This window comes from Saccharopolyspora taberi (genome assembly GCF_039534165.1).
GTDB classification, from domain to species: Bacteria; Actinomycetota; Actinomycetes; order Mycobacteriales; family Pseudonocardiaceae; genus Saccharopolyspora_D; species Saccharopolyspora_D taberi.
Genome location: NZ_BAAAUX010000020.1, coordinates 186705 through 200025 on the forward strand (window position 1 = coordinate 186705; position 13321 = coordinate 200025).

General features: G+C 70.0%; 5 protein-coding genes. 2 read left to right on the plus strand and 3 right to left on the minus strand.

Going from position 1 to position 13321, the window contains the following annotated elements; all coding sequences use genetic code 11:
• Positions 1 to 82: 82 nt before the first annotated feature.
• Positions 83 to 484 carry a DUF6319 family protein gene (locus ABD691_RS25465; protein ID WP_425565155.1) on the plus strand — a complete coding sequence of 134 codons (402 nt, stop codon included), beginning with the start codon at positions 83 to 85 and terminating at the stop codon, positions 482 to 484.
• 135 nt (positions 485 to 619) lie between these two features.
• Here ABD691_RS25465 and ABD691_RS25470 read toward each other — a convergent pair whose 3' ends face one another.
• The 3 genes from ABD691_RS25470 to rpoB form a co-directional block, all read right to left on the minus strand.
• On the minus strand, positions 620 to 1576 hold the full coding sequence (locus tag ABD691_RS25470; RefSeq protein ID WP_344683846.1) for a GlxA family transcriptional regulator: 957 nt from the start codon (positions 1574 to 1576) through the stop codon (positions 620 to 622).
• A 105-nt stretch (positions 1577 to 1681) separates the two neighbouring features.
• Positions 1682 to 5593: a DNA-directed RNA polymerase subunit beta' gene (locus ABD691_RS25475; RefSeq protein ID WP_344683848.1), complete on the minus strand. Its 3912-nt coding sequence runs from the start codon at positions 5591 to 5593 to the stop codon at positions 1682 to 1684.
• A 120-nt stretch (positions 5594 to 5713) separates the two neighbouring features.
• On the minus strand, positions 5714 to 9208 hold the full coding sequence (gene rpoB / locus ABD691_RS25480) for a DNA-directed RNA polymerase subunit beta (RefSeq protein WP_344683850.1): 3495 nt from the start codon (positions 9206 to 9208) through the stop codon (positions 5714 to 5716).
• Positions 9209 to 10109: 901 nt separating this feature from the next.
• Here rpoB and ABD691_RS25485 point away from each other — a divergent pair.
• Entirely contained in the window at positions 10110 to 13316 is a 3207-nt protein-coding gene (locus tag ABD691_RS25485) for a CHAT domain-containing protein (RefSeq protein ID WP_344683852.1), read from the plus strand.
• Positions 13317 to 13321: the final 5 nt, after the last annotated feature.

Consider the following 13321-nt stretch of genomic DNA (forward strand, 5'->3'; position numbering starts at 1 on the left):
GGAGGTGGGCGGATTCCCCGGGAAACCGCAGGGAACACCTGTTCTAAGCTTGACCCGCGCCGGCCACATCGAGGGAGAAACGTTGAGCGACCAGGAAACCCCGGACCAGACCGCCGAAGCCGCCGTGCCGGAGAGCACGCCGGAGCCGACCGAAACCGCACCCGAGCCCGCGGCGAAGAAGCCGCGCGCCCGCAAGCAGAGCACCGCGAAGAAGACGCGCACGGTCGAGCTGACCCTGACCGTGACGGGTACCGCCGAGGGCGAGTGGCAGGCCGACCTGCTGCACCAGGGCAAGCGGGTCGTGCAGGGCCTGCAGATCCCGGCCGCCGCGGTGTCGAAGGCCGCCGCCGAGCTGCACTCGGACATCTCGGAGGCGATCGACGGCGTGATCAGCGCCGCGCGCGAGCAGCACGAGGCGAAGCTCGCCGAGCTGGAGGCCGAGGTCGAGCGCGTTCGGAAGGCGCTCGCCGAGCTGGAGGGCTGAGGCTCTTTTCCGGGCGCCGGGTTCCTTTTGGGGCCCGGCGCTTTCGTGTCTGTTGGGTTTCCGGGGCGCTCGCCGCAGATCCCAGGCAGGTCTCCGCTTCGGAACGCGGTTCGGTCGGGGTGGTTCCCCGGAAGCTCACTTCGCCGCGAAGGTCCGCCGGTACGCCGACGGCGATACCCCGAGCGTCGTCCGCAGGTGCTGGCGGAGCGAGTTGCCGGTGCCGAAGCCCGATCGCTGCGCGATCTGGTCGATCGGCAGGTCGCTGGTCTCAAGCAGGCTCCGGGCCAGCTCCACCCTCTGCACGGTCAGCCACTGCCCCGGCGCCATCCCGACCTCCAGCTGGAACCGGCGGGTGAAGGTCCGCACGCTCATCCGCGCGTGCGCCGCCAGCTCGGGCAGCGACAGGCGGTGGTGCAGGCGCTCCAGTGCCCAGGCGCGGGTCGGGCCGGTCGTCGCCGACGCCTCGTCCGGGACCGGGTGCTCGATGTACTGGGCCTGGCCTCCGTCGCGGACCGGGGGTACGACGCTGCGGCGGGCGACGCGGTTGGCAACCGCGCTGCCGTGGTCGCGGCGCACCAGGTGCAGGCAGAGGTCCACTCCCGCCGCCACTCCCGCCGAGGTCAGCACGTCGCCGTCGTCGACGAACAGGACGTCCCGGTCCACGCGGATCTTCGGGTAGGTGCGCTGGAAGTGCTCCGCCGAGCGCCAGTGCGTGGTCGCGGGCCTCCCGTCGAGCAGGCCCGCCGCCGCCAGCACGTAGGACGCGGTGCAGATCGACACCATCCGGGTGCCCGGCCGGATCTCGGCCAGCGCCCGCCCGATGCGCTCGGGCAGCCGCCCCTCCTTCATCTCGCCGAGCTCGTGCGTGGCCGGGATGATCACGGTGTCGACCGTGGCCAGCACCCGGGCGTCGTGGTCGACCGTGACTCCGAAGCCCGCGTCGGTGCGGACCGGGGCACCGTCGACAGTGCAGGTGATCAGCTCGTAGAGCGGCCTGCCCGCGTCGTCCTCGGCCTTGCCGAGGATCCGCGCCGGAATCCCCAGCTCGAACGGGATCACCCCGTCCAGGACCAGCACTCCCACCCGATGCATGGCCGGATTCTGGCACACCGCACGATCCTGCCACCAGGAACGGAAAGAGGGCCCCTGTCCGGAGGAGTCGGACAGGGGCCCTCGGGCTTCCGCTACGCGGCTACCTCATCGGTAGTCGCGACCGAAGTCGTAGTCGTCCAGCGGAACCGCGGCACCGGTGCCGGTACCGAAGACATCCGGGGTGTAGTAGCCGTCGTCGTAGGACGGGATCGCGTAGGCCGCGGCCCGCGCCTCCTCCGTCGGCTGCACCTGGATGTTCCGGTAGCGGTTGATGCCCGTACCGGCCGGGATCAACTTACCGATGATCACGTTCTCCTTCAGGCCGACCAGCTTGTCGCTCGCGCCCTCGATCGCGGCGTTGGTGAGGATGCGGGTCGTCTCCTGGAAGGAGGCCGCCGACAGCCACGACTCGGTGGCCAGCGACGCCTTGGTGATGCCCATCAGCACCGGACGGCCCGAAGCCGGGTCGCCGCCCTCGGCCACCACGCGCCGGTTCTCGCCCTCGAACTGCGAGCGCTCGACCGGCGAACCGGGCAGGAACTCGGTGGCACCGGAGTCGATGATGATGACCCGGCGCAGCATCTGCCGGACGATCACCTCGACGTGCTTGTCGTGGATGCCCACACCCTGCGAGCGGTACACCTCCTGGACCTCGCGGACGAGGTGCAGCTGCGCCTCCCGCGGACCCATGACGCGCAGCACCTCGTGCGGGTCGACCGCACCTTCCAGCAGCTGCTGGCCGACGTCGACGTGGTCGCCGTCGGAGATCTGCCGCTCGGTGCCGTCGACCGAGATCACCGCGAGCCGCTGCCGCTTGGACAGCTTGTCGTAGACGATCTCCTCGCTGCCGTCGTCCGGCGTGATCGTGATCTTCCAGTACCGGTCGTTGTCCTCCAGCCGGATCCGGCCGGGAGCGTCGGCGATCGGCGCCTTGCCCTTCGGGACCCGGGCCTCGAACAGCTCCGTGACACGCGGCAGACCGGTGGTGATGTCGTCACCGGCGACACCGCCCTGGTGGAAGGTGCGCATCGTCAGCTGCGTACCGGGCTCACCGATCGACTGGGCGGCGACGATGCCGACGGCCTCGCCGACGTCGACCAGCTTGCCGGTGGCCATCGACCGGCCGTAGCAGACCGCGCAGACCCCGACACCGGACTCGCAGGTCAGCACGCTGCGGACCTTGACCCTGGTGACACCGGCGGCGAGCAGCTTCTCGATCGCCGGGTCGCCCAGGTCCGAACCGCGGGCCAGCACCACGTTGCCGTCGGCGTCGGTGACGTCGTCGGCGGTGGTCCGGGCGTAGACGCTGGTCTCCACGTGCGCGTCCCGGATCAGCTTGCCGTCGGGCAGCTTCTCCGCGATCGGCATCCGGATGCCGCGCTCGGTGCCGCAGTCGGTCTCGCGGACGATGACGTCCTGCGAGACGTCCACCAGACGACGGGTCAGGTAACCCGAGTCGGCGGTCCGCAGCGCGGTGTCGGCCAGACCCTTGCGGGCACCGTGGTTGGAGATGAAGTACTCCAGCACGGACAGGCCCTCGCGGAAGTTCGCCTTGATCGGGCGCGGGATGTACTCACCCTTCGGGTTCGACACCAGACCGCGCATACCGGCCAGCTGGACGACCTGGGTCATGTTACCGGCGGCCCCGGACTTGACGATCATGCTGATCGAGTTGTCCTCGGGGAAGTTCGCCTCCATGGCCTCGGCGACCTCGTCCTTGGCGGCCGTCCAGACCTTGACCAGCTCGGCGTTGCGCTCCTGGTACGACAGCGCACCGCGGCGGTACCGCTTCTCGACCTGGTCGGCCTTGGTCTCGTAGCCGTCGAGGATCTCGGTCTTGTTCGGCGGCACGACCACGTCGGAGATCGACACGGTCACGCCGGAACGGGTCGCCCAGTGGAAACCGGCGTCCTTGAGCTTGTCCAGCGTCTGGGCGACGGTGACCATCGGGTACCGCTCGGCGAGGTCGTTGACGATCGCCGCCTGCTTCTTCTTCGGCAGCAGGTCGTTGACGAACGGGTAGTCCTCGGGCAGCAGCTCGTTGAACCACACCCGGCCCAGCGTCGTCTCCGCCAGCCACGCCTGGCCCGGCTCCCAGTCCTCCGGCATCTGCTGCGCGTTCGGGACCAGGTCGCGGACCCGGATCCTGACCTTGGCCTGCAGGTCCAGCCCGCCGCGGTCGAAGGCCATGATCGCCTCGCCGACCGAGGAGAACGACAGCCCCTCACCGGTGGCGCCGTCCACCTGGCGGGTCAGGTGGTACAGGCCGGTGACCATGTCCAGACGCGGCATCGCCAGCGGCCGGCCGGAAGCCGGCGACAGGATGTTGTTGCTGGACAGCATCAGGATGCGGGCCTCGGCCTGGGCCTCGGCCGACAGCGGCAGGTGCACCGCCATCTGGTCGCCGTCGAAGTCGGCGTTGAACGCCTCGCAGACCAGCGGGTGCAGCTGGATCGCCTTGCCCTCGACCAGCTGCGGCTCGAAGGCCTGGATGCCCAGCCGGTGCAGCGTCGGAGCACGGTTGAGCAGCACCGGGTGCTCGGCGATGACCTCTTCCAGCACGTCCCACACCTGCGGGCGCTGGCGCTCGACCATCCGCTTGGCGGACTTGATGTTCTGCGCGTGGTTGAGGTCGACCAGCCGCTTCATGACGAACGGCTTGAACAGCTCGACCGCCATCTCCTTCGGCAGACCGCACTGGTGCAGCTTCAGCTGCGGACCGACGACGATGACCGAACGGCCGGAGTAGTCGACGCGCTTGCCCAGCAGGTTCTGCCGGAAGCGGCCCTGCTTGCCCTTGAGCAGGTCGGACAGCGACTTCAGCGGCCGGTTGCCCGGGCCGGTCACCGGACGCCCGCGACGGCCGTTGTCGAACAGCGCGTCGACGGACTCCTGCAGCATCCGCTTCTCGTTGTTGACGATGATCTCGGGCGCACCGAGGTCGATCAGCCGCTTGAGGCGGTTGTTGCGGTTGATGACCCGCCGGTACAGGTCGTTGAGGTCCGAGGTCGCGAAGCGGCCACCGTCGAGCTGCACCATCGGGCGCAGGTCCGGCGGGATGACCGGGACGCAGTTGAGGACCATGCCGCCCGGGTTGTTCCCGGTGGCCTGGAACGCCGCGACGACCTTCAGCCGCTTGAGGGCGCGGAGCTTCTTCTGCCCCTTGCCCGAGCGGATGGTCTCGCGCAGCTGCTCGGCCTCGGCGTTGATGTCGAAGTCCTGCAGCAGCGCCTGGATGGCCTCGGCGCCCATGCCGCCGGTGAAGTACTCACCGAAGCGGTCGTAGAGCTCGCGGTAGAGCAGCTCGTCGGCGATGAGCTGGCGGGGCTCCAGCTTGGTGAAGGTCTCCCAGATCTCGTCGAGCTTGTCGAGCTCCCGCTGCGCGCGGTCGCGCAGCTGGCGCATCTCGCGCTCGCCGCCCTCCTTGACCTTCCGGCGGACGTCGCTCTTGGCGCCCTCCGCCTCCAGCTCGGCGAGGTCGGCCTCCAGCTTCTGCGCGCGGGCCTCCAGGTCCGCGTCGCGCTGGTCGGCGATCTGCTTGCGCTCGACGCCGATCTCGGCCTCGAGGGTCGACATCTCGTTGTGCCGCATCTCGGTGTTCACCGAGGTGATCACGTACGCGGCGAAGTAGATGATCTTCTCGAGGTCCTTGGGGGCCAGGTCGAGCAGGTAGCCCAGCCGGCTCGGGACGCCCTTGAAGTACCAGATGTGGGTCACCGAGGCGGCGAGCTCGATGTGGCCCATCCGCTCGCGGCGGACCTTGGCGCGGGTGACCTCGACACCGCAGCGCTCACAGATGATGCCCTTGAACCGGACCCGCTTGTACTTGCCGCAGTAGCACTCCCAGTCCCGGGTCGGACCGAAGATCTTCTCGCAGAAGAGCCCGTCCTTCTCCGGCTTCAGGGTGCGGTAGTTGATGGTTTCGGGCTTCTTGACCTCGCCGTACGACCACTGGCGGATGTCGTCGGCCGTGGCGAGGCCGATGCGGAGTTCATCGAAGAAGTTGACGTCAAGCACGTCGGGTCTTCTCCCTTTGTCGGAAGGTCGCTGTCCTGGGCTGCGCCCAGAGATTTCGCTGAGCCAGGTTGGGTCGGAACGCCGGTCCGCACAGCTCGGCTGCGCGGACCGGCGGCGAGGTCATTGGACGACGTCGTCCACCGAGGGCGACTCGTTGCGGGACAGGTTGATGCCGAGGTTGGCCGCGGCGCGCTCCAGGTCCTCGTCGTCGCCGTCGCGCATCTCGATCGCGGCACCGTCGCTGGAGAGCACCTCGACGTTCAGGCACAGCGACTGGAGCTCCTTGAGCAGCACCTTGAACGACTCCGGGATGCCCGGCTCGGGGATGTTCTCGCCCTTGACGATCGCCTCGTAGACCTTGACGCGGCCGACCACGTCGTCGGACTTGATCGTCAGCAGCTCCTGCAGCGTGTACGCCGCGCCGTAGGCCTGCATCGCCCAGCACTCCATCTCACCGAAGCGCTGACCACCGAACTGCGCCTTACCGCCCAGCGGCTGCTGGGTGATCATCGAGTACGGACCGGTCGACCGGGCGTGGATCTTGTCGTCCACCAGGTGCGACAGCTTGAGGATGTACATGTACCCGACAGCCACCGGGTACGGGTACGGCTCACCGCTGCGCCCGTCGAACAACTGGGCCTTGCCGTTGGCCTTGACCATCCGCTCACCGTCGCGGTTCGGCTTGGTCGAGCCGAGCAGGCCGGTGATCTCCTCCTCCCGGGCACCGTCGAACACGGGGCTCGCGGTGTTGGTGCCGGGCTCGACGTCGTAGAGCTCGGCGGGCAGCCGCTTGGCCCACTCCGGGTCCCCGTCGATCGACCAGCCCTGCGAGGCGATCCACCCGAGGTGGGTCTCCAGGATCTGGCCGATGTTCATCCGTCGCGGCACACCGTGGGTGTTCAGGATGATGTCGACCGGGGTGCCGTCCTCGGTGAACGGCATGTCCTCGACCGGCAGGATCTTGCCGATGACGCCCTTGTTGCCGTGGCGGCCCGCGAGCTTGTCGCCGTCCTGGATCTTGCGCTTCTGCGCGACGTAGACCCGGACCAGCTCGTTGACGCCCGGGGGCAGCTCGTCGTCGTCCTCGCGGTTGAAGACGCGGACGCCGATGACCTTGCCGGTCTCGCCGTGCGGCACCTTCAGCGAGGTGTCGCGGACCTCGCGGGCCTTCTCGCCGAAGATCGCCCGCAGCAGCCGCTCCTCCGGGGTCAGCTCGGTCTCGCCCTTCGGGGTGACCTTGCCGACCAGGATGTCGCCGCCCTGGACCTCGGCACCGATGCGGATGATGCCGCGCTCGTCGAGGTCGGCCAGCACGTCCTCGGAGACGTTCGGGATGTCCCGGGTGATCTCCTCGGCGCCCAGCTTGGTGTCGCGGGCGTCGACCTCGTGCTCCTCGATGTGGATCGAGGTGAGCACGTCGTCCTGCACCAGGCGCTGGGACAGGATGATCGCGTCCTCGTAGTTGTGGCCCTCCCACGGCATGATGGCCACGCGCAGGTTCTTGCCCAGCGCCATCTCGCCGTTCTGGGTGCACGGACCGTCCGCGATGACCTGCCCGGCCTCGACCCGGTCGCCCTCGTTGACGATCGGCCTCTGGTTGGTGCAGGTGCCGTGGTTGGACCGGCTGAACTTCTGCAGCCGGTAGGTCCGCCGGGTGCCGTCGTCGGCCATGACCGTGACGTAGTCGGCGCACAGCTCCTCGATGACACCGGCCTTCTCCGCGGTGACGACGTCACCGGCGTCGACGGCGGCGCGAAGCTCCATGCCGGTGCCGACCAGCGGGGCCTCGCTGCGCAGCAGCGGCACCGCCTGGCGCTGCATGTTCGCACCCATCAGGGCGCGGTTGGCGTCGTCGTGCTCGAGGAACGGGATCATCGCGGTCGCGGCGGAGACCATCTGCCGCGGCGAGACGTCCATGTAGTCGATCTCGGTCGGAGCCAGCAGCTCGACCTCGCCGCCCTTCCGCCGACCCAGCACCCGGTCCTCGAGGAAGTTGCCCTCGTCGTCGATCGGGGTGTTGGCCTGGGCCTTGACGTACCGGTCCTCCTCGTCGGCCGTCAGGTAGTCGATCTGGTCGGTGACCCGGCCGTCGACGACCTTGCGGTACGGCGTCTCGATGAAGCCGAACGGGTTGACCCTGGCGAAGGTCGCCAGCGAGCCGATCAGACCGATGTTCGGGCCTTCCGGCGTCTCGATCGGGCACATCCGGCCGTAGTGCGACGGGTGCACGTCGCGGACCTCCATGCCCGCGCGCTCACGGGACAGACCGCCCGGGCCGAGCGCGGAGAGCCTGCGCTTGTGCGTGAGGCCCGCGATCGGGTTGGTCTGGTCCATGAACTGCGACAGCTGCGAGGTGCCGAAGAACTCCTTGATCGCCGCCACCACGGGGCGGATGTTGATCAGGGTCTGCGGCGTGATGGCCTCGACGTCCTGGGTGGTCATCCGCTCGCGGACGACCCGCTCCATCCGGGACAGGCCGACCCGGACCTGGTTCTGGATCAGCTCGCCGACGGTGCGCAGGCGCCGGTTGCCGAAGTGGTCGATGTCGTCGACCTCGACGGGGACCGTCTCGCCCTCGCCCTCACCGCGAGCAGGCATGTCCAGCTCGCCCGCGTGCAGGCGGACCAGGTACTCGATGGTGGTGACGATGTCCTCTTCGGTGAGCACGCCCGACTCGAAGGGCATGTTCAGGCCGAGCTTCTTGTTGACCTTGTAGCGGCCGACCCGGGCGAGGTCGTAGCGCTTCTCCTTGAAGAACAGGTTCTCCAGGAGCGTCTGCGCGCTCTCCTTGGTCGGCGGCTCGCCCGGACGCAGCTTGCGGTAGATGTCCAGCAGGGCTTCGTCCTGGCCGGCGGTGTGGTCCTTCTCCAGAGTCGCCATCAGGGTCTCGGAGAAGCCGAACCGCTCGCGGATCGCCTCGGCGGTCCACCCCAGCGCCTTGAGCAGCACGGTGACCGGCTGGCGGCGCTTGCGGTCGATGCGGACGCCGACGGTGTCGCGCTTGTCGACGTCGAACTCCAGCCACGCACCGCGGCTGGGAATGATCTTGACGCTGTAGACGTCCTTGTCGGTGGTCTTGTCGACCGACTGGTCGAAGTACACACCGGGCGAACGCACGAGCTGGGACACCACGACCCGCTCGGTGCCGTTGATGATGAAGGTGCCCTTGTCGGTCATGACCGGGAAGTCACCCATGAACACCGTCTGGCTCTTGATCTCGCCGGTGGTGTGGTTGGTGAACTCGGCCGTGACGAACAGCGGGGCCGCGTAGGTCATGTCCTTGTCCTTGCACTCCTCGACGGAGGCCTTGACCTCGTCGAAGCGTGGGTCGGAGAAGGACAGCGACATCGATCCGGAGAAGTCCTCGATGGGCGAGATCTCGCTCAGGACTTCCTCAAGGCCGCCAACGGGGCTCTCGTCGCCGGCGTCGACCCGGCGCTGGAACCAGGTCTCGTCACCGACGAGCCATTCGAAGGACTGGACCTGCAGATCGAGCAGATCAGGTACTTCCAACGGCTCGCGGATGTTCGCGAACGAGACCCGCTTGGGTGCCCCAGGGATCCCCGACGTGTAGTTGGAAGCTGCAGAGACCTTGGTCGCGCGGGAGACTGCCAAGATGCGTCCTTCCGGGACTCTGAACTGGCTACAGCCGCATCAGAAAGCTCGGGAGTCCGGCGACTTCGACGCCGATCTCGGCCCGCTAACACAGCTGTCAAGGGTGCAATGGCGCCCACGATCCTACGACCCCCATGCGGGGTAGACGGAAAGAGGGCAGCGCAAAGTAGCAGTCTAGCCGGAAGGACGCCAGCTGTCGAGGGGAACCCACCGAAGGTGGTCCAGCCCCGTGTCGACGACCAGAGTGAACCCGCGCGGCGCCGCAGTCAAGAGATCACGCTTCGATCACCCTCGTGGCGCAAAACACGATCACTCGTCGTGACCGCACGCGGCGTCATCTTGGCTGGTCAGGACCCTACTCGGAAGTAGCGGCCGGCACTGTCCAGTTGGTACCGGCGCGCCGTGCGCGGGCCCGCGCGACGCCCGGCGGGATGTGGCGCAGATCGCCCATCCGAACCCCACAACGCGCGGCGGTCGCGATCTGTTCCCGGACTCCCGGACCACCATTCGTATCCGAATCGACACACCGGGTGCGAAACGGGGAAACGCGGAATCGCGATCTCGCCAATGGCGGACCGTTCCCCGGCCGCTCAGCAGGATCAAAACGATCATCCGTCCGGCGGAACCGGTTGCTGCGGTGTCCGGTACGCGGACTACGACGGGAGGCGAGCCCGGCCGCATTCCCGCGACCCGCCACTGAGACGCGCGGCGAGCTGGTAAGAAGAGCGGGCGGCGGGCACGATCTGCCCGCCGGTGCCGGTCGCGGCCGCGGTCCCCGGCCGCGCAACCCGGTCTGGTCCGTACGGGCTACTCGCCACCATCGGACGCCGGTAACGTGAAACGGACTCGCCACGACGGCCGCTGGTCACGCGCGCGAGCAGCCACGGGAGAGAACACGCCGATGACAGACGATGCAGGCCGGCAGAGCGACAGGTTTCGCGGGCTGCAGCGTTGGGCGGGAGGGCAAGGCCGGGCCGACACCGGGTCCGGCTGGTTCTCCGACGCCGAGGCCGGGGGCGACCAGCCCGAAGCTCCCCGGGCGCACTCCCAGCAGCCCGAGCAGCAGCGCGCCCCCGAACAGCGCAACCCCGAACAGCGCACCTCAGAACAACGCAACCCCGAACAGCGCACCCCCGAACAGCGCTACGCCGACGCGATCGCGGCGATGAACCGGATCGTCACCACCCTCGACTTCGAGCCGCTGCCCTGGGTCACCGAGGTCTTCCGCGCCACCGCGGGCGCCCTGCACGAGAAGGACCCCGCCCGCGCGGGCGTGCTCAACAACCTCGGCAGCGCCTCGCAGCTGACCCACCTGCGCAGCGGCGACCCGGCCGACCTGGACGACGCCGTCTCCTACTACCGCGCCGCGGCCTCGACCGCGCGCAGCGACGACACCGATCTGGTCCTCTACCGCTGCAACCTCGCGCTCGCGCTGACCGACCGGGCCACCAAGACCGGCAACGCCGAGGACGCCACCGAGAGCGCGGCGATCGCCCGGCAGGCCGTCGACGAGACCCCGCAGAAGGACCAGCGGCGGGTGATGGCGCTGATCCGGCTCGGCAACGCGCTCAAGCTGCACGCGCGGCTGGCCGACGACCCGGCGTCGGACAACGAGTCGATCAACGTGTTCCGCGCGGCCGTGCGCGGCAGCTCCGGCGGGGAGGCCGCGTCGGAGCTGATGGTCAGCCTCGGTGGCGCTTTGCTGCGGCGCTACGAGCGCGCCGGTGCCGTCGAGGACCTGGACGAGGGCATCTCGCACCTGAGCTCGGGTGCCGGCTCGATGCCCGACAGCGAGCCGCGCCGCGCCGCGCTGTGCCACCTCGCGAGCGCGCTGCGGCTGCGCTTCCGGCACAACGGCGACCTGGCCGACCTGCACTCCGCGATCTCCGAGCTGATCGGCGTGCTCGGCGTGCTGGAGCCCGGGCACCCGCTGCTGGGCAAGGCGGTCTGGAACCTGGCGGTGACCGTCGTCGAGCACGTCGACTCCACCGGCGAGCCCAGCCAGCTGCGCCGGGTGCTGCGCCCGATCACCCCGGCGGTGCGCGGGATGTCGCGGGACGACGCGGACCGCGCGGTCGCGCTCGCCGGGTACGGGGCCCTGCTGCGCAGGCATTTCCTGCACGGCGCCGAGGCCGCGGTGATCGACGCCGCGGTCCGGGCCGCGGAAGCCGCGGCGGAGGCCGCAGGCAGCGGGGCGCGGTGCCCGGTGCTGAACTCGCTGGGGACCACGCTGGTCACCCGCTACGAGCACAACTCCGCCCCGGCGGACCTGACCCGCGCCGAGGAGGTCGCGCGGGAGGCGATCGACCTCGCGTCGCGGGAGAACCGCCCGCAGCACCCGGCGCTGTCGCTGCTCGGGCTGGTCACCATGCACCGGTTCCGGCAGACGTCCAAGACGGTGGACCTGGAAGCCGCGATCGACCTGTTCGACCAGGCCCTGAACGCGATGCCGGAGGACGCGCCCGCACGCGCCGCGGTCGCGGCCCACCTCGGCCGGGCGGTGCAGACGCTGCACCAGCGCTCCGGCCGCCGCAAGCTCTACCGCTGGGCCCGCCGCATCCTCACCGAGGCCGCGGCGCAGGCGACGGCACCGGCCGACCAGCGGCTGCGCGCGGCGATCCTGTGCGGCAGGCTCGCGGCGCAGGCGCAGCGGTGGGCCGAGGCGCAGGAATCGTTCGGGACCGCGGTCGAGCTGCTGCCGCTGGTCACCAGGGGCAAGCGGGTGGTCGCGTCCCCGGCGGTCCAGCAGCGCTGGGCGCTGGTCGCCGCCGACGCTGCCGCGTGCGCGCTGGAGAACGGCGAGCCGGAACGCGCGGTCGAGCTGCTGGAGCACGGCCGGTCGGCGATCCTGGCGGACTTCCTGCCGACCGGCGGCGAGCTGGGCGAGCTGCACCGCAGCCACCCGGACCTGGCCGACGAGGCGGTCCGGCTGCGGCGACTGCTGGACCGCGGCGAGGAGGAGCCCGCGCTGGCCGAGTCCTCCGACGGCGACCGGCAGCGGCTCACCACGGCGTGGGCGGCGCTGGTCGACGAGATCCGCGCGGTGCCGGGGCACCGCAACCACCTGCGGCCGACGCCGTTCCAGGAGCTCGCGCCCGCCGGTGCGGACGGGGCCGTGGTGCTGGTGAACCTGAGCCGCTACCGGTCGGACGCGCTGGTCGTCTTCGGCGGCCGGGTGCTGACGGTGCCGCTGACCAAGGCCGCGCCGGAGTTCGCGGCGATGCAGGCGGAGAACGCGCTGACCGCCGTCCAGGACCAGACCTCGCAACCGCTGGCCGAGGTGCTGGACTGGCTGTGGCACAACCTCACCCGCCCGGTGCTGGACCGGATGGGGTACCTGGGAACGCCCGGCGCCGGGCAGCGCTGGCCGCGCATCTGGTGGGCCGCCGTCGGCGCGGCGGCGTTCCTGCCGCTGCACGCGGCGGCCTCGTTGTCCGGCGACTGCGCGCTGGAGCGGGTCGTGTCGTCGTACACCCCGACCCTGAGCTGCCTGCTGCGCGCCAAGCAGCGCCCGCACCCGGAGAACGGCATCCCGCTGGTCGCGGCCGGCTCGCAGGAGCGGGTGGCGCGCGAGCTGCCGCAGCAGAACCAGATCCTGGCGCAGCACTGGCCGCGCGCCGAGATCCGCTCGATGGAGAGCACCACCCCGAACGAGATGCTGCGGCTGATCCCCGAGCACCCGTGGCTGCACGTCTGCGAGAACAGCACGCAGTACCCGGCGCAGCCCGCCGCCGCGCTCGTGCTCGACCGGGAGCCGCCGCACCGCTCGCTCGGCGTGGTCGAGCTCGGCCAGCTGACGCTGGACGAAGCGGAGTTCTGCTACCTGGGCCAGACCGCGACGGCCGCCGACACCCCGTCGGCGGCGGCGGTGAACCTCGCCGAGTCGCTGGGCTTCGCCGGGTACAACCACGTCGTCGGCACCCTGTGGGAGGTCGACGAGGACGTCGCGACCGAGGTGCACGCCGAGGTCTACGAGACGGTGTTCGGCGCCGAGGACGGCGGGACCGACCACTCGGCCTACGCCCTGCACGAGGCCGCGCGCCGACTGCGCCACCAAGCCCCGGACAATCCCGAGCGCTGGAGCGCGCACGTGCACGTGGGCCCGTAGCGCCG